Source organism: Pelagimonas sp. (assembly GCF_058892305.1).
This window is the reverse complement of sequence record NZ_JBZXVN010000048.1, coordinates 37665-63423: the sequence shown is the minus strand read 5'-3', so window position 1 is coordinate 63423 and position 25759 is coordinate 37665. Positions and strand designations below refer to the sequence as shown.

At 56.3% G+C, this 25759-nt stretch carries 25 protein-coding genes and 1 pseudogene; 22 read left to right on the top strand and 4 right to left on the bottom strand.

From position 1 onward, the window contains the following. The first annotated feature begins 11 nt into the window (after nucleotides 1-11). The 5 genes and pseudogenes from AC5EFR_RS19310 (at nucleotide 12) to AC5EFR_RS19290 (ending at nucleotide 4994) form a co-directional block, all read left to right on the top strand. On the top strand, nucleotides 12-1118 hold the full coding sequence (locus AC5EFR_RS19310) for an extracellular solute-binding protein (protein WP_493577370.1): 1107 nt from the start codon (nucleotides 12-14) through the stop codon (nucleotides 1116-1118). 87 nt (nucleotides 1119-1205) lie between these two features. Continuing rightward, nucleotides 1206-1499, top strand: a complete 294-nt coding sequence (locus AC5EFR_RS19305; RefSeq protein WP_493577369.1) for a DUF1330 domain-containing protein — start codon at nucleotides 1206-1208, stop codon at nucleotides 1497-1499. Beyond that, complete coding sequence (locus AC5EFR_RS19300; RefSeq protein WP_493577368.1) at nucleotides 1499-2761, top strand: ABC transporter permease; 1263 nt, start codon at nucleotides 1499-1501, stop codon at nucleotides 2759-2761. Before AC5EFR_RS19305 ends, AC5EFR_RS19300 begins: the two co-directional genes overlap by 1 nt. A 14-nt stretch (nucleotides 2762-2775) precedes the next feature. After that, nucleotides 2776-3621, top strand: a pseudogene (locus tag AC5EFR_RS19295) (ABC transporter permease); the annotation flags it as partial. A 128-nt stretch (nucleotides 3622-3749) separates the two neighbouring features. Then, nucleotides 3750-4994 (top strand): PAS domain-containing protein, encoded by a 1245-nt coding sequence (locus tag AC5EFR_RS19290; protein WP_493577367.1) that lies wholly within the window; start codon nucleotides 3750-3752, stop codon nucleotides 4992-4994. A gap of 61 nt (nucleotides 4995-5055) precedes the next feature. Here the strand turns inward: AC5EFR_RS19290 and AC5EFR_RS19285 are convergent, their stop codons facing one another. Beyond that, nucleotides 5056-5928 (bottom strand): branched-chain amino acid aminotransferase, encoded by an 873-nt coding sequence (locus AC5EFR_RS19285; RefSeq protein ID WP_493577366.1) that lies wholly within the window; start codon nucleotides 5926-5928, stop codon nucleotides 5056-5058. Between the two features lie 157 nt (nucleotides 5929-6085). Between AC5EFR_RS19285 and AC5EFR_RS19280 the strand changes: the two genes are divergently transcribed. The 6 genes from AC5EFR_RS19280 to dxs are packed head-to-tail and all read left to right on the top strand — an operon-like array spanning nucleotide 6086 to nucleotide 11332. Continuing rightward, nucleotides 6086-6589: a MarR family winged helix-turn-helix transcriptional regulator gene (locus tag AC5EFR_RS19280; RefSeq protein ID WP_493577365.1), complete on the top strand. Its 504-nt coding sequence runs from the start codon at nucleotides 6086-6088 to the stop codon at nucleotides 6587-6589. Beyond that, a complete protein-coding gene (locus AC5EFR_RS19275; RefSeq protein ID WP_493577364.1) occupies nucleotides 6586-7287 on the top strand; it encodes a response regulator in 702 nt (233 codons plus the stop codon). Before AC5EFR_RS19280 ends, AC5EFR_RS19275 begins: the two co-directional genes overlap by 4 nt. Nucleotides 7288-7311: 24 nt before the next feature. Further along, complete coding sequence (locus AC5EFR_RS19270) at nucleotides 7312-8238, top strand: histone deacetylase family protein (RefSeq protein WP_493577363.1); 927 nt, start codon at nucleotides 7312-7314, stop codon at nucleotides 8236-8238. Further along, on the top strand, nucleotides 8235-8477 hold the full coding sequence (locus AC5EFR_RS19265) for an exodeoxyribonuclease VII small subunit (RefSeq protein WP_431374280.1): 243 nt from the start codon (nucleotides 8235-8237) through the stop codon (nucleotides 8475-8477). Before AC5EFR_RS19270 ends, AC5EFR_RS19265 begins: the two co-directional genes overlap by 4 nt. 46 nt (nucleotides 8478-8523) lie before the next feature. Then, nucleotides 8524-9387 carry a polyprenyl synthetase family protein gene (locus AC5EFR_RS19260; RefSeq protein ID WP_493577400.1) on the top strand — a complete coding sequence of 288 codons (864 nt, stop codon included), beginning with the start codon at nucleotides 8524-8526 and terminating at the stop codon, nucleotides 9385-9387. Between the two features lie 19 nt (nucleotides 9388-9406). Next, complete coding sequence (gene dxs, locus AC5EFR_RS19255; protein WP_493577362.1) at nucleotides 9407-11332, top strand: 1-deoxy-D-xylulose-5-phosphate synthase; 1926 nt, start codon at nucleotides 9407-9409, stop codon at nucleotides 11330-11332. Here dxs and AC5EFR_RS19250 read toward each other — a convergent pair. Together AC5EFR_RS19250 and AC5EFR_RS19245 are read right to left on the bottom strand one after the other, a co-directional pair. Further along, entirely contained in the window at nucleotides 11329-11655 is a 327-nt protein-coding gene (locus tag AC5EFR_RS19250) for a hypothetical protein (RefSeq protein ID WP_493577361.1), read from the bottom strand. The two genes, dxs and AC5EFR_RS19250, sit on opposite strands and share 4 nt — an antisense overlap. Further along, entirely contained in the window at nucleotides 11652-12509 is an 858-nt protein-coding gene (locus AC5EFR_RS19245) for an SDR family oxidoreductase (RefSeq protein WP_493577360.1), read from the bottom strand. Before AC5EFR_RS19245 ends, AC5EFR_RS19250 begins: the two co-directional genes overlap by 4 nt. Nucleotides 12510-12617: 108 nt before the next feature. On the opposite strand from AC5EFR_RS19245, the gene paaA reads away from it, so the two are divergent. From paaA to AC5EFR_RS19215, 6 genes are all read left to right on the top strand, one after another. After that, nucleotides 12618-13601 carry a 1,2-phenylacetyl-CoA epoxidase subunit PaaA gene (paaA, locus tag AC5EFR_RS19240; protein WP_299922647.1) on the top strand — a complete coding sequence of 328 codons (984 nt, stop codon included), beginning with the start codon at nucleotides 12618-12620 and terminating at the stop codon, nucleotides 13599-13601. Nucleotides 13602-13707: 106 nt separating this feature from the next. Continuing rightward, nucleotides 13708-13992 carry a 1,2-phenylacetyl-CoA epoxidase subunit PaaB gene (gene paaB / locus AC5EFR_RS19235; RefSeq protein WP_299922649.1) on the top strand — a complete coding sequence of 95 codons (285 nt, stop codon included), beginning with the start codon at nucleotides 13708-13710 and terminating at the stop codon, nucleotides 13990-13992. Further along, the gene (gene paaC, locus AC5EFR_RS19230; RefSeq protein WP_493577359.1) at nucleotides 13992-14726 is read left to right on the top strand and encodes a 1,2-phenylacetyl-CoA epoxidase subunit PaaC; all 735 of its coding nucleotides are present in this window, start codon (nucleotides 13992-13994) and stop codon (nucleotides 14724-14726) included. The genes paaB and paaC overlap by 1 nt, the downstream gene beginning before the upstream one ends. Continuing rightward, nucleotides 14723-15208 carry a 1,2-phenylacetyl-CoA epoxidase subunit PaaD gene (gene paaD / locus AC5EFR_RS19225; RefSeq protein ID WP_493577358.1) on the top strand — a complete coding sequence of 162 codons (486 nt, stop codon included), beginning with the start codon at nucleotides 14723-14725 and terminating at the stop codon, nucleotides 15206-15208. The genes paaC and paaD overlap by 4 nt, the downstream gene beginning before the upstream one ends. Before the next feature lie 10 nt (nucleotides 15209-15218). Continuing rightward, entirely contained in the window at nucleotides 15219-16262 is a 1044-nt protein-coding gene (locus AC5EFR_RS19220) for a 2Fe-2S iron-sulfur cluster-binding protein (RefSeq protein ID WP_493577357.1), read from the top strand. A 209-nt stretch (nucleotides 16263-16471) separates the two neighbouring features. Beyond that, entirely contained in the window at nucleotides 16472-16903 is a 432-nt protein-coding gene (locus AC5EFR_RS19215; RefSeq protein WP_493577399.1) for a transglycosylase SLT domain-containing protein, read from the top strand. A 60-nt stretch (nucleotides 16904-16963) separates the two neighbouring features. Here AC5EFR_RS19215 and AC5EFR_RS19210 read toward each other — a convergent pair whose 3' ends face one another. Continuing rightward, the gene (locus tag AC5EFR_RS19210) at nucleotides 16964-17680 is read right to left on the bottom strand and encodes a response regulator transcription factor (RefSeq protein WP_493577356.1); all 717 of its coding nucleotides are present in this window, start codon (nucleotides 17678-17680) and stop codon (nucleotides 16964-16966) included. A gap of 66 nt (nucleotides 17681-17746) precedes the next feature. Between AC5EFR_RS19210 and AC5EFR_RS19205 the strand changes: the two genes are divergently transcribed. From AC5EFR_RS19205 to AC5EFR_RS19185, 5 genes are all read left to right on the top strand, one after another. Then, entirely contained in the window at nucleotides 17747-19954 is a 2208-nt protein-coding gene (locus AC5EFR_RS19205) for an ATP-binding protein (RefSeq protein WP_493577355.1), read from the top strand. Nucleotides 19955-20198: 244 nt separating this feature from the next. Next, complete coding sequence (locus AC5EFR_RS19200) at nucleotides 20199-21272, top strand: cytochrome-c peroxidase (RefSeq protein ID WP_493577354.1); 1074 nt, start codon at nucleotides 20199-20201, stop codon at nucleotides 21270-21272. Between the two features lie 11 nt (nucleotides 21273-21283). Beyond that, nucleotides 21284-22408 carry a cytochrome-c peroxidase gene (locus AC5EFR_RS19195; RefSeq protein WP_493577353.1) on the top strand — a complete coding sequence of 375 codons (1125 nt, stop codon included), beginning with the start codon at nucleotides 21284-21286 and terminating at the stop codon, nucleotides 22406-22408. A gap of 12 nt (nucleotides 22409-22420) precedes the next feature. After that, on the top strand, nucleotides 22421-23008 hold the full coding sequence (locus tag AC5EFR_RS19190; RefSeq protein WP_493577352.1) for an arsenate reductase (azurin) small subunit: 588 nt from the start codon (nucleotides 22421-22423) through the stop codon (nucleotides 23006-23008). Between the two features lie 12 nt (nucleotides 23009-23020). Further along, a complete protein-coding gene (locus AC5EFR_RS19185) occupies nucleotides 23021-25702 on the top strand; it encodes an arsenate reductase (azurin) large subunit (RefSeq protein WP_493577351.1) in 2682 nt (893 codons plus the stop codon). The last annotated feature ends 57 nt before the right edge of the window (nucleotides 25703-25759 follow it).

The following is a 25759-nucleotide window of genomic DNA, read 5'->3' as shown; positions in this document are numbered from 1 at the left end:
GGGAGTAATTCATGAAACTCACCAAAACTCTTATGGCGACAACGGCTCTGACCGTGGCTGCGAGCGCAGCTGTTGCCGAAGATATGGCAATGGAAATGACACTTGTGTCTTGGGGTGGCGCGTACCAAGCCAGCCAGCACAAAGCCTATGTCGAACCCTATTTGGCGGCCAACCCCGGCGTCAAAGTCACATGGGACGAAAGCTCGGGCGAAGCGGTTGCTAAGCTGCGCGCCATGGACGAAACCGGCAACGTAACTTGGGATCTGGTTGACGTTGTCGCCTCTGACTCCATGCGTCTGTGCGACGAAGGTCTGGCCATGGAACTGGACGCTGATGCCGATCTGGCCGATGCGCCTGATGGCACCAAGGCTTCCGAAGATTTCGGCGACCTGCTGGTTTCCGAGTGCTTTGCACCTCAGATCGTTTACTCGACCACATTCGGCTACCGCACCGATCTTGTTGGCGATAACGCTCCGACAGACATCTGCGCTATCTTTGATCTCGATGCCTACCCTGGCAAGCGCGCGCTGCAAAAGCGTCCGATCGACAACATGGAATGGGCTCTGTACTGTGATGGCGTCGAAAAGTCGGCGATCTATGACACGCTGGGCACAGCCGAAGGTGTAGACAAGGCGCTGGCCAAGCTCGACACCATCAAAGACCAAGTTGTTTGGTGGACTGCTGGTGCGGAAACACCTCAGCTTTTGGCCGATGGCGAAGTTGTGATGGGCTCGACCTTCAACGGCCGTCTGTTCTCGGCCATCGCCGAGCAGAACCAGCCGATTGGTATGCTCTGGGACATGCAGTCCTTTGACCTTGACGGTTGGGTTGTTCCTGCAAACCTGCCAGCAGACCGCAAAGCGCGCGTGATGGACTTCCTCAAGTTCGCCACCGACACGCAGCGTCTGGCAGATCAGGCCAAGTACATCTCCTATGGTCCGGCGCGTAAATCCTCCGCTCCGCTGGTTGGTCAGCACGCCGAGCTCGGTATCGACATGGCACCACATATGCCAACCGATCCAGCAAACGCCAGCAACGTGCACATCTATGACTACGAATGGTGGGCAGACAACCGTGATGATCTGGACGCGAAATTCCAGGCTTGGTTGGCCAAGTAATCCCATTCGGGAGGTGGGTCCTAACCCCATCTAGCAATATTCACCCGGCGGTCCGCTGCCGGGTGATCGACCAGACGGAGGCCATCTATGCCCAAGGGGTACATCATCGCTCACATCACAGTGAAAGAGCCAGAGGCCTACAAGGAGTACGTCGTCAAAGACACGCCGATCCTTGAGAGCTATGGGGCAAATTTTGTGGTCCGTGGCGGGCAATCGCAAACCGTCGAAGGCGACGCACCGGCCACCCAGCGCCACGTCGTCATTGAATTTGAAAGCTACGCAAAGGCGCTCGAGGCGTATAACGACCCGGATTATCAGCAAGTCGCCGATATTCGCCGTCGCACCGCCGATAGCCTAATCTACGTCGTTGAGGGCGCATAATGAGCAACGCTGAACCTATGCTGGCGGCCGATGGCACGCCGTTAAAGAAATCTTTGGCCCGCGCCTTGCGGCGTCAGAAAATGCGCGCGTTGATGCTTATTGCACCGCTGCTGCTGTTTATCTTGCTGACATTCATTCTCCCGGTGGCGGACATGCTGTACCGCTCGGTCGAGAATGGCATCGTGTCTGAAACCCTGCCGCGCACTGTTGTGGCTTTGGCCGATTGGGATCCCGAAAAAGGGGAACTTCCGGATGAAGCCGTTTATGCGGCCATGGCGGCCGATCTTCATGATGCGGCCAAATCCAAGACTCACACCAAAGTTGGTGTGCGCTTGAATTACGAACAACCCGGTATTGCATCGCTGTTCCGCAAAGCCGGTCGCAAGGCCAAAAAGTGGGATCCCGCCGCCGATGGTCCGTGGAAAGACCAGCTGATCGAACTGCACAAGGGGTGGGGGGATATTGCGGTCTGGCGCACGATCCAAACCTATTCGCCGCCGGTTACACAGGGCTATTACCTGAACGCTGTTGATATGCGGGTTGGTCCCGATGGAGCCGAGGTGCGCCCGGAAAATGAACAAATCTACGGTATTTTGTTCGGCCGGACGATGAAGATGTCACTGATGATTACCCTAAGCTGTATCATGCTGGGCTATCCTGTGGCTTGGTTGTTGGCCAATCTGCCTGCACGCAAAGCGAACATGTTGATGATCCTTGTGCTTTTGCCATTCTGGACCTCGTTGCTCGTGCGGACATCTGCGTGGAAAATCATGCTCCAACAACAGGGGGTGATCAATGACGTGTTGGTTTGGATTGGCCTGGTGGCCGATGAAAACCGGCTTGTGATGATCAACAACCAATTCGGCACCGTGGTCGCGATGACGCATATCTTGCTGCCGTTTATGATCCTGCCGATGTATTCGGTGATGCAGACCATACCACCAAGCTACCTGCGCGCGGCAAAATCGCTTGGCGCGACAAACTGGACGGCCTTTTGGCGGGTGTATTTCCCGCAGTCGGTGCCGGGTATCGGCGCCGGGTCGATCCTCGTCTTTATCTTGGCAATTGGTTACTACATCACCCCGGCCTTGGTCGGTGGCACCACCGGGACGTTCATTTCCAACCGGATCGCGTTCCACATCTCGACCTCGCTCAATTGGGGCCTTGCGGCGGCACTTGGGGCAATCTTGCTCGCCGTGGTTTTGATCCTGTACTGGGCCTATGACAAAATCGTCGGCATCGACAACGTAAAGCTAGGGTAACTGATATGAGCGGAATTCCTCCTTATGCCACGATGCCCCAACGGGTTTGGTATTATACGTTTCGGGTGATCTGCGGGCTTATCTTTGCCTTTCTGATCACACCTATTCTTGTGGTGATGCCCCTGAGCTTTAACGCTCAGGACTTCTTTACCTTCACACCTGAAATGCTGCGGCTTGATCCCGAAGGCTATAGTCTTAAACACTATCGCGATTTCTTTAGTTCAGAGGATTGGCAAACGGCGCTCTGGAACTCGCTCAAAATCGCACCGATGGCGACGATTCTATCGGTTGGGTTTGGCACTTTGGCGGCGATTGGCCTTAGCCAACCGCATGTACCCTTCCGCCGCGCAATCATGGCGATCCTGATTTCTCCGATGATTGTGCCGCTGATCATTTCCGCGGCCGGCATGTACTTCTTCTATAGCCGGATTGGTTTGCAAGGCACGTACTTCGGCGTTGTTCTGGCGCATGCGGCTTTGGGAATTCCCTTTGTTATCATCACTGTGACAGCGACCTTGGTTGGCTTTGACCGCTCGCTTACCCGCGCTGCGGCGAATATGGGGGCCGATCCGGTGACCACGTTCTTTCGGGTGCAAATGCCGCTCATTCTGCCCGGTGTGATTTCCGGTGGTCTCTTCGCCTTCATCACATCCTTCGACGAAGTCGTGGTGGTGATTTTTGTCGGGTCAGCCAAACAACAGACGCTGCCTTGGCAGATGTTCACGGGTTTGCGCGAACAAATCAGCCCGACAATTCTGGCGGTTGCGACAATTCTGGTAGGTATTTCAATCTGTTTGCTTGCCACAGTTGAGCTTCTGCGCCGTCGCTCCGAACGTCTGCGCGGTATGAGCCCAAGTTAACACCGCACCATTAAATTCAATTGTCGGTAAATTTTTAGCCGCAGGTCCAAGGTCGGACCTGCGGTTTTCATTTTTTCGAAAGGCTTGCAGGGGATGTTTCTGGGAAACCCGTGTCCGAGGAACCTGTAATGACCGAACTGAACCCGCAATTCGCTGCCGAGGCAAAAGCAACCACCTCAGAGGCGATGTTTCAATTGTCCGAGCTTTTTTATACGCGGACGGATGAACGCGGTGTGATTGAGGCTGGCAACAATATCTTTCAACGTGTTGCAGGGTTTGAATGGGACGAACTTCTTGGCGCTCCGCATAAAGTTGTCCGCCATCCTGATATGCCCAGGGGGGTATTTCAGTTCGCTTGGGATGAGCTCAAGGCGGGGCGAACTGTTGCAGCTTATGTAAAAAACAAGCGTAAGGATGGACGTTTCTACTGGGTCTTTTCGCTTATGTCGCCGGCGGGGGACGGTTTCGTTTCAACCCGTATGAAGCCCAGCTCTGAGCATATGCAAACCGTCAACGGTATTTATCAAGACATGCTGGCCGAGGAAGCGGGCGGCCTTTCGCCCAAGGCAAGTGCGGAGATGTTGCAAAGTAAGTTGGCTGAACTCGGATTTTCGAACTACGCGGCTTTTCAGGCGACTGTGATCGCCTCCGAATGCGAAATGCGGGCTCGAAGCCTTGGCCGCCCCGTTGATCAGCTGCAAAAACGGTTTTTGGACATGTCGCGGGCCATTGAACAGGTCGAAATTGAAACTACGGAAATGACCGAAGCTTTCAAAGCGATCCGAACGGTTCCTATGAATATGCGCATTATTGCGTCGCGTCTGGAAAACGCTGGCGGTCCCATTAGCGCGATCTCAGTGAACTACAGTCAGATGCTCGAAGAGATGTCGACTTGGGTATCGACGTTTGTCGATGGGGATGCCTGTGTGTTTGCCCGTATTCGAGACGCTATCTTGCAGGGGCAGTTCCTTGGCTTTGCAATGGCATTGGAACAGGAAATGATCGAAATCCTCAAAGGGAATGGGGGGGAATACCCCGAGCAAATCGATCTCAGCCAAGAAACACAGATGCTTGAAAAAATGCGGGCGAAGTATCTTGAACAAACCGCAGAAGCATTGAGCAGTGTTGAGAATGAGGCCAAGCGGTTTGGTCGCAGCGTTCTTGATATGAAACGATATGTGACCGGCCTGAGTTCAACCCGGATGATGTGCAAAATTGAAAGCGCATCACTGTCCAACTCCGGCACAGCTCTTTCGGGGATCGTGGATCAATTGGACGCCTGTCAAAACGAAATTGAACAACGTTTGGCACGCATTGTTGAGCTGAATTCAGTCATCCAAGGCAATACGTCAATGCTGCGTTCCTTGATCTGAGCGACCATACAGGCAAAGAAAAAGGGCGGGGAAATCCCCGCCCTTTGCGTTTTCAAATCGTTTAACTCCGAACAAGTTTCTCGTAGCTGTCGACAATATCTTTGGTCAGGTCACCAACCTCAAACATGTAGTCGCCAATCTGGCCAACAGGTGTGACTTCGGCTGCGGTACCAGTGAGCCAGCATTGTTCAAAGCTTGCCAATTCATCGGGCATGATATGACGCTGATGAACCTTGATCTGTTTTTCTTCCAACATCTTGATGACGGTTTGACGGGTCAGCCCGTTCAAGAAAACATCGGCTTTGGGCGTGTGAACTTCGCCGTCTTTGACGAAAAAGATGTTGGCCCCGGTCGCTTCGGCGACATAGCCGCGGTAATCCATGAACAAGGCGTCCGAACACCCTTTGGCCTCGGCCTCATGTTTGGAGATTGTGCAAATCATGTACAGACCGGCGGCTTTGGCATGTACTGGAATCGTCTCTGGGCTTGGGCGTTTCCATTTCGCAATGTCGAGCTTTGCCCCCTTGAACTTCGCGTCGCCATAATAGTTGCCCCATTCCCAAGCCGCGATGGCCAGTCGAACCGGGTTGCGCGCGGAAGCGACACCCATATCTTCGCCGGCCCCACGCCACGCAACGGCACGAACATAGGCATCGGTCAAACCGTTGACCTTCAAAACTTCGGCCTTCGCTGTTTCGATTTCATCGACGGAAAACGGGATTTCGAAATCCAACTCGCCAGCAGAAAAATGCAAACGTTCGGAATGCTCGCGCGACAAGAAAATCTTGCCATTATATGCACGCTCTCCTTCAAACACCGAGCTGGCATAATGCAACCCGTGCGTCAGGATATGTACGTTCGCCGCGCGCCAGTCCACCATCTCGCCATCCAGCCAGATTTTTCCGTCACGGTCGTCATATGCTCCATCAGCCATCCTGTGTCTCCTCAGGCTACAATTTGCGAAAGTTGCGTACAATCCGTCCACTTCGGACATAAAATTGCGCAAAAACTGAGATTCGCTACCAGTTCCGTCTTGGAATGTCAACAAGGCTGACTTAAAATGAGGCAGCCGACAAACCATGAGGTCCCCGATGGCAGATCAAAATTCTAACAGCGGTGAGACCCTGCTTTTCCTAACCGACGAACAATTGCGGCAAGGGGCCGAGGCAATGTTCTTTGCTTATCGCGGGTTTACCGCCGATCCCGATCGCATTTTGGCCGGGCTCAGCTATGGCCGCGCCCATCACCGGGCGCTCCACTTTATTCACGCGGGGCCGGGAACAACGGTTAACAATTTGTTGAATACCTTGGGCGTGACCAAGCAATCGCTTAATCGTGTGTTGCGCACCATGATCGACGATGGTCTTGTCGAAAGCAAAGTTGGGCGCAACGACCGGCGCGAACGGCATTTGTATCTCACTGAAGAGGGGGCGGCATTGGAGCGGCAACTGTCTGATGCCCAACGTGCGCGAATGCGGGCCGCCTACAAGCAAGCCGGTCCCGAAGCCGTTGCCGGATTTCGAAAAGTGCTTGAGTCGATGATGGACCCTGAGATGCGCAGGCAGTATCACCGTCTGAGGGAGGGCCGGTCATGAGCGAACTAGACGCGCATTTGTTGATCGTTGACGACGATGAACGTATCCGCATACTTTTGCAGAAGTTTCTGATTAGAAATGGCTTTTTGGTCAGCGCAGCCCGTGATGCCGCCCATGCTAGGCGTATTTTGTCAGGTCTCGACTTTGACCTGATCGTTTTGGATGTGATGATGCCCGGCGAAGACGGTGTGAGCTTGACACGCGGTATTCGTGAAACCTCTGGCACGCCAATTCTACTTCTCACCGCGCGGGCAGAGACCGAGGATCGCATCAAAGGGCTAGAGGCGGGGGCCGATGACTATCTCGCGAAACCGTTTGAACCCAAAGAGTTGCTCTTGCGGATCAACGCTATCTTGCGCCGTATGCCGGAAACAACGTCTGATGATGCGGTTCCCAAGCTTCTGAATTTAGGCGATATTCGTTACGACATCGAACGCGGTGAAATGTGGCGTGGCGAGGACCTTGTTCGCCTAACCGCTACAGAAAGCCAGCTGATGCGGATTTTTTCCGCCCGTCCCGGAGAAGCAGTGAGCCGCGCCAACTTGGTCGAAGAGCTTGGCCGCGACAAAGGCCAGGCCCAAGAACGTGCGGTCGACGTTCAAATCACACGTTTGCGTCGCAAGCTTGAGGCAGACCCAAAACAGCCGCGTTACCTGCAAACAGTACGCGGCGCTGGCTACATGCTGGCACCGGATTGAACTCAAAACACCTAGGGGAACGTCATGACGACAGCACTCATCACGCATGCCGATTGTCTTGAACATGTGACGCCAGATGGCCACCCGGAACAGGTGGCCCGGTTAGAGCACATATTGCACGCTTTGGCGGGGCTTGATTTGGAACGGGTCGGGGCACCTTTGGCCGAAGATGGCGACATTTTGCGGGTTCATCCACAGTCTCATATTGATCGGATCAAGGCGGCGGTTCCCAGTACCGGACATCACCAATTGGATGCGGATACATGGTTGTCGCCGGGCTCAGTTACAGCGGCCTATCGTGGTGTTGGGGCTGTGGTCAAAGCCGTCGACATGGTTCTGGGCGGTGAGGTTCAAAACGCGTTCTGTGCTATTCGACCACCCGGGCACCACGCGGAAACGCAAACGCCGATGGGGTTTTGCCTGTTTGGCAATGCGGCTTTGGCGGCGAAATATGCTTTGGATCACCACGGCCTAACCCGCGTTGCGGTTGTTGATTTCGATGTGCATCACGGCAATGGCACTCAGGATTTGCTGTGGGATGAAGAGCGCGCCTTGGTTATCACCAGCCAACAGATGCCGCTTTGGCCGGGCTCAGGCGATCGCAAAGAACGAGGCAAACACGGTCAGGTCGTCAACATCCCTTTGCCGCCTGAAAGCACCGGCACCGAAATGTGGGCCGCCTATGAGGCCAAGGTTTTCCCGAAGCTGCGGGAATTTGCACCTGAGCTGATGATCATCTCTGCCGGTTTTGACGCCCATCAAGATGACCCTTTGGCCCAGTTGAATTGGTCTACCGAAGATTTCCGTCGCCTTACGCAAGAACTGTGCAAAATCGCCGGAGAATGTGCACAAGGACGCGTGGTATCGACTTTGGAAGGCGGGTATGATTTGCAGGCCCTCGCGGCGTCAACTAAGGCGCATGTTGAGGCATTGATGGAGGCAGGCACATGAGCGACGACGCGATTGCAGAGATGACATTTGAACAGGCCATGGCCGAGTTGGAACAGGTGGTTGGCCAATTAGAGCGCGGCGATGTGGCGCTTGAGGCGTCGATCAACCTCTATGATCGTGGGGCCAAATTGCGCGCCCATTGCGAGGCGAAGCTCAAAGAAGCCGAAGAAAAAGTTGCCGCGATCACACTGGATGGTGATGGCAACCCGGCGGGGTTGAAGCCGCTAGACGCGTCCTGATCCAGTGCAGAGTTTCACCGTGACCCGCACCCCTGACAAGGGCATCATGCCGTTTCCTGAGGCTTTGGCCCATGCGTCGGAATATGCCCAAGGTCAGATTTTGTTTCATCTGTCTGGGCTGGATAGCCCAATCGCGGATGCAATGCGCTATGCGGTGGATGGGGGCAAAGGGCTTCGGGCGTTTTTGTCTATTGAGAGCGCTCGTCTGTTTGGTTTTGATCGCTATGATGCGGCACCGGCTGCTGGCGCGATCGAAGCGTTGCATGCTTATTCGTTGATCCATGATGACATGCCTTGCATGGATGATGACGATCTGCGCCGTGGCAAACCAACCGTGCACAAAAAGTGGAACGAAAGCACCGCTGTTTTGGCGGGTGACGCATTGCAGGCTTTGGCGTTTCAGTTGGTGTTTCATGTTCAAGCCTCAGCAGAAAACCGGCTGATCTTGTCGCAGCAATTAGCTGTTGCGGCTGGCATCCGTGGCATGGTTGGCGGTCAGGAAATGGACATCTTGGCCGAAACCGCTGAAACACCTCTGTCTTTGGACCAGATCACGCAGTTGCAGGCCGGAAAGACCGGGGCTTTGCTCAAATGGTCCTGCAAGGTTGGTCCGACCATGGCAGGCGATGCCGGGCATCAGCTTGACGTCTATGGCGATGCTCTTGGCCTTGCCTTTCAAATCTGGGACGACGTCTTGGATGTCGAAGGCGATGCCGACGAGATGGGCAAGGCTGTCGGCAAGGATGCCGGTCGTGGCAAGGCGACATTTGTCTCCCACCTTGGTCTAGACGGGGCGAAACGCCGCGCTTCTGATCTGGTGACCGAGGCCTGTGATGCGCTATCTGTTTACGGTGATGATGCCGAATGCTTGCGAGAAGCGGCGCGCTTCGTTATCTCGCGACGTACCTAACGCCACCCCGGAGGCAGCCATGTCAACCAAGCCAGAAACCCCGCTTTTGGACCGCGTGCATGTGCCCGCCGACCTCAAAAAATTCTCTGATGCGGAGCTGACGCGGCTGGCGCATGAATTGCGGGCCGAGACAATTTCGACGGTCTCCGAAACCGGTGGCCATTTGGGCGCGGGGCTTGGAGTGGTCGAATTGACCGTCGCCTTGCACGCCGTGTTTGATACCCCACAGGACAAGATCATCTGGGATGTGTCGCACCAATGTTATCCGCATAAAATCCTGACTGGGCGACGCGATCGGATGAAAACCATCCGCCAAGAGGGCGGCATTTCCGGCTTTACCAAGCGGAGCGAAAGCCCCTATGACCCGTTCGGCGCGGCGCATAGTTCCACCTCGATCAGCGCGGCTTTGGGCTTCAAGGTTGCCGCCGATTTGGGCGGGCATAGCGCCACGGGACATGGTGACGCGATTGCGGTGATCGGCGATGGCGCGATGACCGGCGGCATGGCCTTTGAGGCGATGAACAACGCCGGGCACCTGAAAAAGCGGATGTTTGTGGTGCTGAACGACAATGAAATGTCGATTGGCCAACCCACCGGCGCGCTGTCGTCCTACCTGACACGGCTCTATTCCGAAGCACCCTTGCAAGATTTCAAAGCCGCTGCCAAAGGTGCGGTAAGCTTGCTGCCGGAACCCTTCCGGGAAGGGGCGAAACGGGCCAAGGAAATGCTCAAAGGCATGGCCCTTGGCGGGACTTTGTTCGAAGAGCTAGGCTTTAGCTACGTCGGGCCGATTGATGGCCACGATATGGATCAGCTTTTGCCGGTTCTGAGGACCCTGCGCGCCCGCGCCACCGGGCCGATCTTGCTGCATATCGTCACCAAAAAGGGCAAGGGTTATGCCCATGCGGAACACGCGCCCGACAAGGGACATGCCCGTGCTAAATTTGATGTGGTGTCCGGAAAACAGCACAAGTCACCGTCAAATGCACCAAGCTACACCAAGGTTTTTGCCGACCAGCTGATCAAGCAGGCCGCTGATGATCAACGTATTTGTGCGATCACGGCGGCGATGCCGGATGGCACCGGGCTTGATTTGTTTGCTGAACGCTACCCCAGCCGAACCTTTGATGTTGGCATTGCCGAACAGCACGGCGTGACCTTTTGCGCGGCCCTCGCGGCGGGTGGGATGAAGCCGTTTTGTGCGATGTATTCGACGTTTTTGCAGCGTGGATATGATCAAGTTGTGCATGATGTCGCGATCCAACGTTTGCCCGTGCGCTTTGCGATTGATCGCGCCGGATTGGTTGGGGCCGATGGGGCCACACATGCGGGATCTTATGACATTGCCTATATGGCCAACCTGCCGGGCATGGTGGTGATGGCGGCGGCGGATGAGGCCGAGTTGTGCCACATGGTGGCGACGGCGGCGGCCCATGATGACGGGCCAATTGCCTTCCGCTATCCGCGTGGCGAAGGCGAAGGCGTGGACATGCCCGAACGCGGCGAAGTCTTGGAGATCGGCAAGGGCCGGATGATCCAAGAAGGTGCGCGCGTTGCGCTCCTTAGCTTTGGAACGCGATTGGGTGAAACCCTTAAGGCCTGCGAGGCGCTTGAGGCGCGCGGGATCAAACCCACCGTTGCCGATGCCCGCTTTGCCAAACCACTAGATCGGGACATGATCCTGAGTTTGGCGCGCGAACATGAGGCGCTGATCACCATCGAAGAGGGCGCAGTTGGCGGCTTTGGCAGCCATGTGGCCCAACTTTTGGCGGACGAGGGCGTATTTGATCGCGGGCTGAAATATCGTTCGATGGTTTTGCCCGATACCTTCATCGACCAAGCCAGCCCCAAGGCGATGTATGATGTCGCTGCGATGAATGCCGAACATATCGAAGCCAAGGTGCTCAACGTGTTAGGTGTCGAGGTGTTGGACAAACGCGCCTAAGAGCGCAGGCTCATAACGGCAACGCCGAGCATTGCATAGATCGCTAGAGTAAAACTGCTACGCAGGCGTTTGACCCTTTTGATCACAAAATCATCCCCAAGGATGTAGACGGGGAGCCGTTGAGGTGCCGTGATGCTGAGCCATTGGATGTGGCTCATTTCATTGAACCAGTTCGGAAATGGCCATCCACCAAGGCGTTCGCCGAGACTTTGTTCCTGCATGATTGTGTCGATAGCGTTCGGGTATGTTTTGCGAATATGCCGACGCAGTCGCCAAAGCGTGAATATGTGGAACAAGGACAGAAGCGAGTTGATAAAACTCATGGTGTTTCGGATCGAAGCAGCGCCGTCAGACCGCTTTTGTAACCCGGATAAAGCAAATCGACACCCAGCTCTTCTTTGATCCGGGTGTTTGAGACTTTCTTGTTTTCCGCGTAAAAGCTTCGCGCCATGGGCGACAGATTAGCAGTTTCAAAGTCGACCTGTTCGGGGAGCGGCAGGCCCAATAGTTCGGCGGCATAGGCGATGACGTCTTGCGGCGGGGCCGGATCATTGTCGCAGACGTTGTAGATTGCGCCGGGGTTTGGGGCGTTGATCGAAGCCGCAAGAACCTGGGCAATGTCATCCACATGGATGCGGGAAAACACCTGATCCTTTTTGATAATGCGCCGTGCCGTTCCTGCGCGCACCTTGGCGAACGGTCCGCGACCGGGGCCGTAAATCCCGGCGAGGCGAAAGATATGGAGCGGCAGGTCGGGGATGGATTGCCATGCGGCCTCGGCGGCGACCCGGATGTCACCTCGATGCGTCGACGGGGTGAGGGGGGTGGTTTCATCCACCCAGGCCCCATCGTGATCGCCGTAGACGCCGGTTGTTGAGAGATAACCGACCCAAGTCAGCGCCTTTGCGTGGGTTTCTATGTCGGTCCCAATTGTGTTGAGCGTTGGATCGCCCGCGTCATCCGCCCCGGCAGAAATCAACATATGGCTGGCTTGGTCCAAAGCCGCGGTCATGTCTTTGGGCGTCCAAAGAACCGGCTCGACGCCTTGGGCGCGGACAGAATCAGCTTTGTTTGGGTCGCGTATCGTTCCGAGCACGCGCCAGCCTTGTGGGATCAACCGGCAGGCGAGAGCGCTGGCAGTGTAGCCATGGCCCAAAGAAAAAAGTGTTTTGGTCATGGGACATAGGTGGCCTGAAACAGGTTTCGTTGCAAGTGTTACGAAAAATGCTTTTCAGATTAGACTTCGTAACATATCCTATTGAAGAAGGTTTAGGAGGAAAGCCGCATGTACTCCCAGGGATTGATCGGTGCAGACGGATCTACTGAGGAAACTCAAGAGTTTCTGGATGCGTTTCAAAAACGTATTGATGCAGAAGAGAAAATTGAACCCAATGATCCGATGCCGGAAGGGTATCGGCGGACATTGGTGCGCCAGATTGGCCAGCACGCGCATTCCGAGATTGTTGGCATGTTGCCCGAGGGCAATTGGATCACCCGCGCGCCGTCACTGCGCCGCAAGGCCGCTCTGCTGGCTAAGGTGCAAGACGAGGGCGGGCATGGGCTTTACCTCTATTCAGCGGCTGAAACCCTTGGCGTGAGCCGGGAACAGATGACCGAGGAGTTGTTGAGCGGAAAGGCGAAATATTCGTCGATCTTCAACTACCCGACGCTAAGTTGGGCGGACATGGGCACCATTGGGTGGCTTGTGGATGGCGCGGCGATCATGAACCAAATCCCGCTGTGCCGGTGTTCCTTTGGCCCCTATGCGCGGGCGATGATCCGGGTGTGTAAGGAAGAAAGTTTCCACCAACGTCAGGGCTATGAGATTGTCATGTATTTGGCGCGGGGCACAAAAGAGCAGCGCGACATGGCGCAGGATTCATTGAACCGCTGGTGGTGGCCATCCTTGATGATGTTTGGCCCACATGATGCCGATAGCGCCCATTCCGAACAGTCGATGGAATGGAAAATCAAACGTTTCTCGAATGATGCACTGCGTCAGAAGTTCATTGACGCCACCGTTCCACAAGCAGAGTTCCTTGGCCTGACGCTGCCTGATCCGGACCTGAAATGGAACGATGAAAAAGGTGGCTATGATCACGGCCCGATTGATTGGGATGAATTTTGGCGCGTCGTCAAAGGCGACGGTGTGATGAACCGTGACCGGGTCAAAGCGCGCAAGAAAGCTTGGGATGACGGTGCTTGGGTCCGTGAGGCCGCATTGGCGCATGCCGCCAAGCGCGAGGCCCGCAAGCAGGCGGCTGAGTGAATTTGAGATGGCTGGGTGACGTGCGTGTAAACACGACACCCCACCCGCCATCCCGCAGCGGCATCACACGCCGTCGATTATAGAATTTGGGAAGAGGATAGAGGTCATGGCAAACGAAACGCCACTCTGGGAAGTATTCATTCGGCCACGCAACGGGTTGAGCCACAAACATGTTGGGTCGCTTCATGCGGCGGATGAGGTTTTGGCGCTAAATGCCGCGCGTGACGTGTACACCCGTCGCAGCGAAGGCACGTCGATATGGGTTGTACGGTCGTCACAGATCGTTGCAAGCGACCCCGATCAGGCAGAAGAAAACTTTGAGCCAACAGGTGACAAGATTTACCGCCACCCAACGTTTTACGACATCCCCGAAGAAGTGGGGCATATGTAATGGCCCTGTTTGATGCGGTTTTAGAGCTGGCCGATGATCATCTGGTGCTTGGCCATCGGATTTCGGAATGGTGCGGTCATGCGCCGATGTTGGAAGAAGACCTTGCCATGCCGAACATGGCGCTGGACCTGATTGGGACTGCGCGGGTGTTGTACGACCATGCCGGCAAGCTTGAAGGGCAGGGCCGGGACGAAGACGTGTTGGCCTATACACGCGGCGAACGCGAGTATCGCAATTGCCTTTTGGTGGAACGCGAGAACGGTGATTTTGCGGTCACAATGTTGCGCCAATTCTATTTTGCCGCCTTCATGGAGCCCTATTGGCAAGCCGCTGCCAATAGTTCCGACGCGGTCATCGCCGGTGTCGCTGGCAAAGCCGTGAAGGAAATGGCCTATCACATCCGTCATACGGGTGAGTGGGTGATCCGCTTGGGCGACGGCACCGAAGAAAGTGCCGCCAAAATGCGCGATGCGGTTGATGAATTGCACCGCTATACCGGCGAGCTTTTCGAAGAGGGCGCCGCCGAGGGCGAGGACGCGTTGCCAAGCCGCGCGTCGATCCGCCCGGCGTGGGAGGCCACGGTTGCGGGTGTCTTTGCCGAAGCAAATCTGGAAATGCCCGAGGTGCGCTATGCGCAGACCGGTGGCCGAAACGGTATTCACGGCGAAGCCTTGGGTCATATGCTTGCCGAGATGCAGGTTTTGGCGCGGGCGCATCCGGGCGCGGTGTGGTGATCGCAACCGACACCAGGCAAGTGGCATGGGAGGCCGCCGCGGCGGTGCCCGACCCTGAGGTGCCCTGTGTGACCGTCGCCGATCTGGGCATTTTGCGCGATGTGCAGATGCACAACGGCGTGGCGGTGGCGCAAGTCACCCCGACCTATTCGGGCTGCCCGGCGACCTTGGCAATCGAGTTGTCGATCGAGGCCGCCTTGCGCGACGCTGGGTTTGAGGCGCGGATCGAGCGGGTGTTATCGCCCGCTTGGACCACCGATTGGATCACGTCCGAAGGCCGAGACAAGCTACGCAAGTTCGGAATTGCTCCGCCCCAAGACGGGCAGGGCAAGGCCGCGCTGTTTTCGGCCCCCGAGGTCACATGCCCACGCTGTGGAAGCCAAAACACCCAGCGTATCAGCGAATTTGGTTCGACTGCCTGCAAGGCACATTACCAGTGCAAAGCCTGCGCCGAACCTTTCGACTATTTCAAATGTATCTGAGGAGAGATGCATGTTTCATGATCTGAAAATTGCCGCCATCCGCCCAGAGGGTGAGAATGCGGTGGCCGTTTCTTTTGACGTGCCTGACACCGCCGCCGAGGCGTTTCAATTTGCACCCGGTCAATACCTGACCCTACGTGCCGATGTGGATGGGGCCGACACGCGCCGCAGCTATTCCATTGCCTCGGCCCCCGGTGCGCCGCTGACCGTTGGTATCAAGCGGGTCGATGGCGGGGTGTTTTCCACCTTTGCACAATCGCTTAAACCCGGCGATAGCCTTCAGGTTATGCAACCCGAAGGCCGGTTTACCTACAAAGGTGAGGGCAAGGTTGTGCTGATCGCTTCGGGATCTGGTATCACACCGATGGTCTCGATTGCTGCGCAGGCGCTCGAGCAGGGGGCAGAGGTCGCGCTGATCTATGGCAACCGCAACAGCGGCACAATTATGTTCCGCGATGCCTTGGATGATCTCAAAGATCGCTACGTTGACCGGTTAACCCTGATCCACGTACTTAGCCGCGAACCACAGGATGTGGCCTTGCTTAATGGGCGCATTGATGGCGACAAGGTGATGGCGCTGTCGAAGGCTGGGGCCATTGATCTGGCCGGTGCGGATGGCGTGTTCCTTTGTGGTCCGGGGGAGATGATTGAAAACGTCACCGCCGCGCTGGGCGATACCGTGGCGTCGGACAAGGTCCATCACGAGCTGTTCTACACCGAAGAGGGGCCGCGCCCCGAACGCTCAGCTGCGGCCCAAGCCGCCGCCGAAGCCGGAGTAACGGTTGAGGTGGTTTTGGATGGCGCCCGCCGCGCCTTTCAGGTCGAGGCACAGGATGATGACGTTGTCTCTGCCGCCGCTCGCCAAGGGTTGGAACTGCCCTTTAGCTGCAAGGGCGGCATGTGCTGTACCTGCCGCTGCAAGGTTATCGAAGGTTCCGCGGAAATGGCCACCAACTATTCGTTGGAACCATGGGAAATGGAGGCGGGCTTTACGCTTGCCTGCCAAGCACGCCCAACGACTGACAAGCTGGTTTTGGATTTCGACGCCGCCTAAGAGCGACCGTTTGCCCTGCCATCTTGCCGGTTAAACACTGGCGGGATGTCTTGGGGCAAGCGGGTCGTTCCGGTGCAATCGGCAAGGAACGGCTCAGCCAAAAACCGCTGACTGAAACAGGATCAAAGATGACCTATGGTCAGCTTATGTACCCTCACGTGTTCTTGGTCGGTGCCTTGGTTCTAACCGCATGTTCCAACGCATCGAGTATGTCCCAATCGGTGCCAGAGCCCGTCCCTGCTCTGGCACCAACCCCTTATAATCCCCCGCTTTATCCCAATGAAACGCCGGAATTGCGGGCGCAGATCAATACATGGGCGGATCACTATGATCTGCCGCGTAGCTTGGTTCACCGTCTTGCCATTCGTGAAAGCACCCATCGGCCTTGGGCGCGCAACGGTCCATACTACGGTTTGTTTCAAATCCTGCCGCAGACGGCCCGCACCATGGGTTATCAAGGCTCCGCCGACGGTTTGTTGAACGCGGAAACCAACCTTGAATTTGCTCTGAAATATCTCAAAGGGGCCTATATCGTTGCGGACGGTGATCCGGACGCGGCCATCATGTGGTATGCCAAAGGGTATTATTACGAGGCCAAGCGCAAAGGGCTTTTGGTGGAAACCGGGTTGCGCCCGGGGTGACATAGGCCCGGCAATTTTGATTGCTGACACCTGATCATTTCGCGTCAGGCAGCCACCAATTTACGTCTTTTGAAGGTCGGCCGCCAAAACATAACCCTCGCCGCGAATAGATTGGATCAATGACGTCTGACCTGCACCGCCGTCGATTTTGCGCCGCAAGCGCGACACATGGGCGTCAACGGCGCGGTCGGTGATGGCCACGGAATGTCCATAAAGCTCTGCCATGAGCCGATCACGGCTGATGATCTGACCCGCCTTTAGGGTCAGCATTTTGAGCAGCGAAAATTCGGTGCTGGTGAGGGTGATGGTGCGGTCTTCGGCGATATGGCGCAACCCGCGTTTGGTCAGGTCAAATTCCAACCCGGCAAAGATTGCTGTGCGAAATTCGGCCACTTCTTCGGGCTGAGATGGGGTTTCAAGACGCCGTAGTACCGCCTTGATACGGGCCAATAGTTCGCGTGGTTCACAGGGCTTTGTGATGTAATCATCGGCCCCGATTTCCAGCCCAAAAATACGGTCAAACACCTCATCGCGCGCCGAGAGCATGATGATCGGCGTTTGGGCCGTTGCGCGAAATTCCTTCGCAAGGTCGAACCCATCCGCATCGGGTAGATTGAGATCAAGAACAATCAGGCTGGTATGATTTTCGTCAAAAAGCGCGCGGGCTTGGGCCCCGGAACTGGCGGTTTGTGTCTGATAACCGTGCTTTTTCAGGAACCTCGCCAAAAACGAGGTTAGCTGCATATCATCGTCCACTATGAGAATTGTTTGACCCATCTCATATCCCTTGCGGCCCCCAGCGCTAACATGGCGCAAGTTTTCAGGATCAGCAAGGCATCGCCCATGACATCGCAAGCCCAGTCGTCGCACCGGTTTTACCTTGTCGGGTTTTTGGCCGGCTTCTTGCTTTTGGTCACGGTTCTCCTTGGCGTGTTCCTCGGGACAGAGACACGCCGCCAGTTTCACGAGATCGAGGCCAGCTGGACGACCTATGATGGGGATGTCGGGCAAAAGGGCGTCTGGATTAGTTCCATTCGCGGCTATCTTGGTTATGGCGGGATCATCCACAACTTTAAGAACTATGTGCTGCGGCAGGATGAAACCTATCTCAAACGCGCCGAGGTGCAGGTCAGCCAGTTTCGTGATGTTGTTGACACCTATTTGGGGCAAACCACCGATCTGGTCGAAAGGCGGGCATTGCGCACCGTGCGCAGCACAATTGACGCCTATTCGGACAAATTTGACGTCGCGCGGAAAGGCGTTGCGCAAGGGATGAGCATTTCGGACATTGATGCCCTGGTGCGCATTGATGACAGTGCGGCCAAACTGGCCTTGGTCGATCTTGAAGCGGTTTGGACCGAGTCGCGGGTTGTGTCGACCCGACGGATTTTCGCGGCGGTCGGGCAAGGGCAGACGCTTATCGGTATCGGGTTTGTGTCTATCATTGCTCTGGTTTTCGCGGCTTTCGCCATTGGTCTCATGCTGTTCTTGATGTTTCGCGACATGGGCCACACCTTGCAACGCCTGTCCGGTGAACTCACCGCGCGCCGCGAGGCAGAGGCGAGCGAAAAGCGTCTGGCCAGCGTGGTGGAGCAAAGCCCGGCGACGATTGTGATCACCGACACAGACGCCCATATTCTATATGCAAACCAACGGTTTCGGGAATTGACCGGTTGGCGTAGCGATGAAATTGAAGGCAAGACGCCCAAGATTTTGCAATCGGGCGACACCAACGAAACCACCTATGCCGATATGCGCGCCGCCTTGGCCAAAGGGTTGGAATGGCAGGGCGTTTTTCGCAACCGCAAGAAGGATGGCACCAGCTATTGGGCCGACACGCGGATTTTGCCACTGGTTGGGCCGGATGGCACGGTACAAAATTTCATTGGGATCGGCGAGGACATCACCGAGCGCCGCGAGGCCCGTGAACAGGTGGCTCGGGCGCAAAAGCTTGAGGCGGTGGGCCTTTTGGCGGGGGGGATTGCGCATGATTTCAACAATGTTCTGACCACCATTGTTGGTGCGGCGCATCTGGCGGCATTGGATGCGCCCGAGGGCAGCGACATTGCCGGAGAAATCGAACAGATCGAGATTGCCGCGAAACGGGCGCAAAGCCTTGTGCGTGGGTTGTTGTCGTTTGCGCGTCGTGAACCGGGGCAACCACAGCCGGTGAACATCTGTGGCGTTGTTCAGGAGGTGTCGAAATTGTTGCGCGCGTCATTGCCGCCTACGGTGCGGATCAGCTCGTGTGGGGCCGAGGACGCCGTGATGGTTCTGGCCGATCATACCCATCTGCACCAAATCGTCATGAATCTGACCCGCAATGCGGCCGAGGCGATTGGGGCCGCCGAGGGCACTGTCACCATTGCTGCTCACCCGGTTGAGGATATGCCAGAGGGGGTGATTTCCCGCCGAGACGGATGGGTGTGTCTGAGCATTTCCGACAATGGGCCGGGCATGTCATCAGAAACGCGCGCCCGTTTGTTTGACCCGTTCTTCACCACCAAACCATTGGGCAAAGGCTCGGGCCTTGGGCTGGTTGTGGTGGCGGGTTTGGTCGAGGAAATGGGCGGGCGGATTGAGGTTGATAGCGCTCCGGGAGAGGGCGCGCGCTTCTCAATTTACCTTCCGGCGACAGATCAACCCGAAGCGGTTGGTATCCTGCGCGATGGGTCGCCAACGCCACGCGGGCATGAACGGATCATGGTGGTTGATGACGAAACCGAGATCGCTGCGACCTGGCGACGTATGTTGATGCGGCTGGGGTATCGGGTTGAGGCCTATACATCACCGGTCATTGCGGCGGAAAAGCTATTGGCCGATCCCGGGCGTGTTGATCTCTTGGTCACCGATTTGGTCATGCCGGATTTGAGCGGCGAAGCGCTGAGCGAAAAGGCGCGATCGGTACGCCCCGACTTGCCGATTATTGTCTGCACGGGGTATGCGCCATCCACCGTCAAGATCACCGGACCGGCCCCACGCGTTTTGGACAAACCCATTGATCCCGACCACTTGGCCCGCCGGATCAGGGACTCCTTAGACGGTAAATGATGCACATCAATACACCCAAAGTCACAAACCGTCACAACTGGTCACAGACAGTCACCCTGTACGCAACACTTGTCGCAAACATCCGCGTTAAAATTGTGCTGGAACACCCCGATTTGCCTTGCGTGATCGGGCTGCGAGCAAGGGCGACACGCTTTGGCCAGCAAAACCGCCGCTCTTGTTTTACCGAAACCGTCGTCCGACCAAGGGGCACTTTGGGCATGGCGACACCAAGAGGAGGCCCATGATGATCCGAACTCTTACCGTCATAGGGGCGTTGCTTGCCGGTTCGGCAGTGATGGCCCAAGACAGCGTTCCCATCCCGCCTATGGATGTGAATGCCGCGCGCGCCGAGCTGGGCAAGCGCATGTTCTATGACCCGCGCCTATCCGGTGACACCAGTCTGGCCTGCGCCAGTTGTCACCAACCCGACAAGGCCTTTACCGATGGTGAGGCGCTGTCGCTGGCCTATTCCGGAGCGGGCCATTTTCGCAATGCACCCACGCTCGCCAATGTCGGGTATCGCGATGCTTGGCTACATGATGGCCGCTTGGGTACCAACCTGAACGATGTTGCGCGTGAGATGATCACCGAGACCTATCTGATGAATATGGACATGCGGATCATGCAGGAACGCATGAAGCAAGATCCGAAATATGTGGCAATGTTCGCCGCGGCGGGCATGTCCGAGCCGTCCAATGGCGGAGCCCGCAATGCTTTGATGGATTTTATGAAAACCATCGTGTCGCGCGGCGCACCCATTGATAGCGGCGACCTTAGTAGCAGCGCCGAACGCGGGCGCCTTATTTTTGAGGGCAAGGGGCAGTGTTCAAGCTGTCATTCCGGGCCGCGCTATACCGACGATCAGCCCCATAACACCGGTGTGCCAAGCAATCCTGACATCTGGGCGGACCCGGAGCGTCATTCGGCCTTTGTCACCTATGGCAAATTCATGGGTGTCGAAAATTACATGAACCTGCGCGAGGATTTGGGGGCCTATATCCGCACCCACACGCCCGACACCAAGCGCACGTTCCTAACGCCGACCCTGCGCGAACTGACCTACACCGCACCCTATATGCACAACGGCGTGTTCGACACGCTCGAAGAGGTGGTGGAATTCTACAACGCCGGGGGTGGGGATGATCCGCTTAAGGATAGCCGCCTGAAACCGCTTGGGCTTGCAGCTTCTGAGAAAACCGATCTGGTCGCGTTCCTCAAATCCATGTCGGGCGAAACCTATGATGTCGACGAGTATGTCTGGCGCGAAGATGACTTCGGCTACCAGCTTATCGACGACTGGCGCAACGTCGCAAACTGAGGGGCGAGACCATGTTGAAAACCGCAACCGCAATCGCCGTCGGTCTGGCCATTTTGGCCGCACCTTTGGCCGCTGAAAAACCGCGCCCCGACGGGCTGTCTGCGCTGGGCGAGGTGCCGATCCCGGCCTCGAACCCGCAAAGTAACGCCAAGGTCGAGCTGGGCAAAATGCTGTTCTTTGAACCGCTCTTGTCGGGCAATGGCAATATGCCGTGCTCGGCCTGTCACCTGCCCGATGCCGGTTGGGCCATCCAGGCCCCAATAAGCTTTGGCTATCCCGGCACAACCCATTGGCGCAACTCACAAACCATCGTCAATTCGGGCCATTACAAAAAGCTGTTCTGGGCCGGTTCTTCTGGCTCGCTTGAGCATCAGGCGCGCTCGGCCGCGCGGGGTGGTGTGGCTGGCAATGGCGAAGATGACATGATGGAAAGCCGTCTGGCTTTTGTTCCGGAATACCGGGAACGCTTTGCGGATGTCTTTGGCGATGATTGGCCCAATATCCGTCACGCCTATGATGCCATCGCCGCCTTTGAACGTACGATCAACCAAACTGACACACCGTTTGACAACTACATGCGTGGTGACGATACGGCGCTTTCCGATCAACAGGTGCGTGGCTTGGAGCTCTTTGCCGGCAAGGCCAACTGTATCTCCTGTCACAACGGCCCGCTGCTCTCGGATGAGAAATACTACAACACCGGTGTGCCGCCTTATTCGGGTTGGGACGATGATGAGATCGCGCAGATCACCTTTCGGTTTGAGATTTTCGCCAAGGGCGCAACCGAAGAGATGTACCGCGAGATCAAGGATGATCCGGGGCTGTATTTCCGCACCAAGGAAAAATCCGACAAGGGCAAATTCCGCACGCCGAGCCTGCGCTACACCAAATACACCTATCCCTACATGCACAACGGCATGATCGAGACCCTCTCGGATGTGGTGGATTTCTACAATGCCGGGGGTGGCGAGAATGAGTTCGCCGCCAACAAATCTGCGCTCATTGAACCGCTTGACCTATCCGACGACGAAAAGGCCGATCTGGTCGCTTTCCTTGAAAGCCTGTCGGGGGATGAAATCCTGATTGAAGAGCCGGATTATCTGGAAATGCAACCGCTGCCTGCGGTCGCCAATTGAGGGAGACAGGATATGAATGACCTAGACCCAAAACTAAGAGCTGCCATCAACGGCGAGAACGGCGAAGCCGCCAAAGCAGGCACGCGCAAATGCCTGATGAACCGTCGCCAGTTCTTGTTGTCCTCGGGCCTGACCACCACCGTTGTGATGGTGGGTATTCCGGGGCTAAGCGAGGCCGAAACCCCGGCGGTTGTTTCGACCTATCCGCGCAAGCTTGTCGGGAAACTGTCCGAACTGAAGGTCGATGAGCCCATGTCGTTCGAATATCCGGACGAGGGCCAATATGCCGAAAGCATTCTGGTCAAACTGGGGACCAAAGCCGGTGGCGGGATTGGCCCTGATGACGATGTTGTGGCCTTTAACTACACCTGCACCCACCAGGGCGGGCCGCTTCAGGGCACTTACAAAGCTGCCGACAAGGCGCTTGGCCCCTGTCCCTTGCATCTGACCACCTTTGATCTGACCCGCCACGGCATTTTCATCGCCGGGCAGGCCTATCAATCGCTGCCGCAGGTGCTTCTCGAGGTTGAGGGCGATGACATCTACGCCGTCGGCATGTTTGGCCTGATTTATGGCCGTTACGACAATCTTCAGGGCTAAGGAGGGAACCCCATGTCTACACCATATTATGTCCCCGAAGAATCCGTGCCCCTGCCACCGCCGGATGCGGATGTGCTCACCACGGCGTGTGATTACTGCATCGTTGCCTGTGGCTACAAAGTCTACCGCTGGCCGGTACGTGGCGGTCGCAATGGCGGCCCCGCCGCGGATCAAAACGCCTTTGGCGAAGATTTCCCGGTCTCGCCGCTTGGCCCATGGGTCGCGCCGAACCAGCACAATATCGTGCTTCATAAAGGGGAACCGCATCACGTTGTCATCATCCCCGACAAAGACGCCGAACATGTAAACCCGCAAGGTGACAGTTCGATTCGTGGTGGGGCTTTGGCGCAAAAAGTCTATAACCCTCAGACACCTACGCGGGATCGCCTGCAGTCGCCAATGGTGCGGATGTTTGGCGTTTTGATGCCGGTGACCTGGGATTTCGCTCTCGAAATTGCCGCCGAAGTTGGCAAACATGTGCTAGAGAAACACGGAACCAATTCCTATGCGGTCAAGACGTTTTCCTATGGCTACATGGAAAACACCTACGCGATTACCAAATACGCGCTGGGCAATGTGCGGACCGCGAATTTCACCTTCCACGATACGCCTTCGGACGTCTCCTCGACCCCTGGTTTCCGCGATGCGGGCTTTGACAATTTCGGCCCGGCCTATGAAGATTGGGCCAATGCTGACACGTTGTTGATGTGTGGCACCGACCCCTATGAGACCAAGACGATCCTCTTTACCGATTGGATCAAACCGGCGATTGAAAGCGGTCAAAAGGCGATCTTTATGCTGCCTCGTCGGAGCACCGGCACCGCCTTTGCCGAGGCCAATGGCGGTCTTGTTCTTGATATCCAGCCCGGCACCGACCTTCCCGTCGTCTTGGCGATTGCCCGCGTCATCGTTGAAAACGGTTGGCAGGACAAAGAGTGGATTGAGAAGTGGGTGAACAACAAATGGGAAAGCTCTTCGGGCTTTGGCCAAGGGACGCGCAACACCCCATGGCAGTGGCGCACAACTTGGGGCAAGTTTCAGACCGACGGCTTTGAGGATTGGACAGACTGGTTAATGGCGCAAGAGGAATCTGTGCCAGAAAAAGCCGCTGAAATCGCCCAGATTGATGTGGCCAAGATCTACACCGCCGCCGAATGGATGGCGAAACCGCGCGAAGATGGCACGCGGCCCAAAACCTCGATCATGATCGAAAAAGGGTTTTATTGGTCCAATAACACCGGCAACACCCAAGCGATCTCGGCGCTGGGCATCACGGTTGGGGCCGGTGGCCGCCCCGGTCAGGTCATTGGCCGCGCCGGTGGGCACCAACGCGGTGGGCTTCGCGGTGGGGGCTATCCGCGCAACAAGTCGCCCGAAAAACTCCCCGGTCGTCGCCGTCGAGCTATGGATTGTGACCGCTATTTCATGTCCGGTCACACCCGGTTGGCGCATGTTATCGGCAACACCTGGGTTCAGGCGATGTGCGGTTCGCAAAGCCTGCAGGCGAAGTTCGAGGAACTCACCGTGCGCAACCCGCATCAGGTCATGTCGTTTGACAAGCAAGAGATCATCGACACCCTAAAAGCCCGCGCCGATAGCGGTGGTACCGTGGTTTGGGATCAAGACATCTATCTGGTCGATCCCATTGGCGCGCGTTATGCCGACATCGTTTTCCCGGCTGCGGGCTGGGGTGAAGACACCTTTACCCGTGCCAATGGTGAACGACGTCTTCGTGTCTATCCCAAGTTCTACGACAGCCCCGGCGAAGCGAAACCCGATTGGTGGATCATTGCGCAACTGTCCAAGAAAATGGGCTACGAGGGCTTTGATTGGCAAAACTCCAACGATGTTATCGAAGAAGGGGCGCGCCATTCACGCGGGTCGCGCAAAGACTTTAACATGGTCTTGGTCGCGGCGCGGCGCGAAGGGAAAACCTTGCATGAAAAGCTAGGTGAATTCGGCACTGCCGGTATTCAAGGCCCGGTACTGATGCACGATGATGGCACGCTCGAAGGCACCAAACGCCTTCATGATACCACCCGAAAATTGCCGGAAACCGGGCCTGCCGGTGCGAATATGTTCAACAAGAAACTGACGCATTTCAATTCGCAAACCGGCAAGTGCAACATCCAAAAAGCGCCGTGGAACCTATTTTCATCCTATTGGGAGTGGCTCAAACCGCGCGAAGAGGATGATGAAATCTGGATCACCTCAGGCCGGATCAACGAGCGGTGGCAATCGGGCTATGATGACCGTCGTCGCCCCTATATTGTCCAGCGTTGGCCGGAAAACTGGATCGAAATTCACCCGGACTTTGCCGAGAAACACGGCATTGAAAGCGGTGATTACGTTCAGGTTTACTCCGACCGTATTCCGGTTCAGAAAGACACCATTGTCGGTGTCGAGGGTGATGATTTCGACTTTGCTAGCCTGATGAAAAATGGCCATATCGAGCTTACCAAGGCTTCGATCACCGCTGTTGCCATCGTCACCCCGGCGGTCAAGTCGAACATGGGCTACATGGATTTCTTGCACACCTCGCAACCCGCCAATGCTTTGGCAGGTCGTGTGGTCGATTGGATCAGCGGCAACTACAACTACAAGATGGGTGTGGGGAACGTGCGGAAAATGGGCGAAAGCCCCTACAAGCACCAATTCCGGTCGATGTCTTTTGCCCGGCGTGACATCGCCTAACTCGACCTAAAATGCCCGGCTGTGATGGTCGGGCATTCCCCGAACTTGAAATTCTCT

What these genes read in the sequence shown, in the direction of transcription:
- AC5EFR_RS19310 (WP_493577370.1), top strand. Translation starts at nt 12, where the DNA reads ATGAAACTCACCAAAACTCTTATGGCGACAACGGCTCTGACCGTGGCT.
- AC5EFR_RS19305 (WP_493577369.1), top strand. Translation starts at nt 1,206, where the DNA reads ATGCCCAAGGGGTACATCATCGCTCACATCACAGTGAAAGAGCCAGAG.
- AC5EFR_RS19300 (WP_493577368.1), top strand. Translation starts at nt 1,499, where the DNA reads ATGAGCAACGCTGAACCTATGCTGGCGGCCGATGGCACGCCGTTAAAG.
- AC5EFR_RS19290 (WP_493577367.1), top strand. Translation starts at nt 3,750, where the DNA reads ATGACCGAACTGAACCCGCAATTCGCTGCCGAGGCAAAAGCAACCACC.
- AC5EFR_RS19285 (WP_493577366.1), bottom strand. Translation starts at nt 5,928, where the DNA reads ATGGCTGATGGAGCATATGACGACCGTGACGGAAAAATCTGGCTGGAT.
- AC5EFR_RS19280 (WP_493577365.1), top strand. Translation starts at nt 6,086, where the DNA reads ATGGCAGATCAAAATTCTAACAGCGGTGAGACCCTGCTTTTCCTAACC.
- AC5EFR_RS19275 (WP_493577364.1), top strand. Translation starts at nt 6,586, where the DNA reads ATGAGCGAACTAGACGCGCATTTGTTGATCGTTGACGACGATGAACGT.
- AC5EFR_RS19270 (WP_493577363.1), top strand. Translation starts at nt 7,312, where the DNA reads ATGACGACAGCACTCATCACGCATGCCGATTGTCTTGAACATGTGACG.
- AC5EFR_RS19265 (WP_431374280.1), top strand. Translation starts at nt 8,235, where the DNA reads ATGAGCGACGACGCGATTGCAGAGATGACATTTGAACAGGCCATGGCC.
- AC5EFR_RS19260 (WP_493577400.1), top strand. Translation starts at nt 8,524, where the DNA reads ATGCCGTTTCCTGAGGCTTTGGCCCATGCGTCGGAATATGCCCAAGGT.
- dxs (WP_493577362.1), top strand. Translation starts at nt 9,407, where the DNA reads ATGTCAACCAAGCCAGAAACCCCGCTTTTGGACCGCGTGCATGTGCCC.
- AC5EFR_RS19250 (WP_493577361.1), bottom strand. Translation starts at nt 11,655, where the DNA reads ATGAGTTTTATCAACTCGCTTCTGTCCTTGTTCCACATATTCACGCTT.
- AC5EFR_RS19245 (WP_493577360.1), bottom strand. Translation starts at nt 12,509, where the DNA reads ATGACCAAAACACTTTTTTCTTTGGGCCATGGCTACACTGCCAGCGCT.
- paaA (WP_299922647.1), top strand. Translation starts at nt 12,618, where the DNA reads ATGTACTCCCAGGGATTGATCGGTGCAGACGGATCTACTGAGGAAACT.
- paaB (WP_299922649.1), top strand. Translation starts at nt 13,708, where the DNA reads ATGGCAAACGAAACGCCACTCTGGGAAGTATTCATTCGGCCACGCAAC.
- paaC (WP_493577359.1), top strand. Translation starts at nt 13,992, where the DNA reads ATGGCCCTGTTTGATGCGGTTTTAGAGCTGGCCGATGATCATCTGGTG.
- AC5EFR_RS19220 (WP_493577357.1), top strand. Translation starts at nt 15,219, where the DNA reads ATGTTTCATGATCTGAAAATTGCCGCCATCCGCCCAGAGGGTGAGAAT.
- AC5EFR_RS19215 (WP_493577399.1), top strand. Translation starts at nt 16,472, where the DNA reads ATGTCCCAATCGGTGCCAGAGCCCGTCCCTGCTCTGGCACCAACCCCT.
- AC5EFR_RS19210 (WP_493577356.1), bottom strand. Translation starts at nt 17,680, where the DNA reads ATGGGTCAAACAATTCTCATAGTGGACGATGATATGCAGCTAACCTCG.
- AC5EFR_RS19205 (WP_493577355.1), top strand. Translation starts at nt 17,747, where the DNA reads ATGACATCGCAAGCCCAGTCGTCGCACCGGTTTTACCTTGTCGGGTTT.
- AC5EFR_RS19200 (WP_493577354.1), top strand. Translation starts at nt 20,199, where the DNA reads ATGATCCGAACTCTTACCGTCATAGGGGCGTTGCTTGCCGGTTCGGCA.
- AC5EFR_RS19195 (WP_493577353.1), top strand. Translation starts at nt 21,284, where the DNA reads ATGTTGAAAACCGCAACCGCAATCGCCGTCGGTCTGGCCATTTTGGCC.
- AC5EFR_RS19190 (WP_493577352.1), top strand. Translation starts at nt 22,421, where the DNA reads ATGAATGACCTAGACCCAAAACTAAGAGCTGCCATCAACGGCGAGAAC.
- AC5EFR_RS19185 (WP_493577351.1), top strand. Translation starts at nt 23,021, where the DNA reads ATGTCTACACCATATTATGTCCCCGAAGAATCCGTGCCCCTGCCACCG.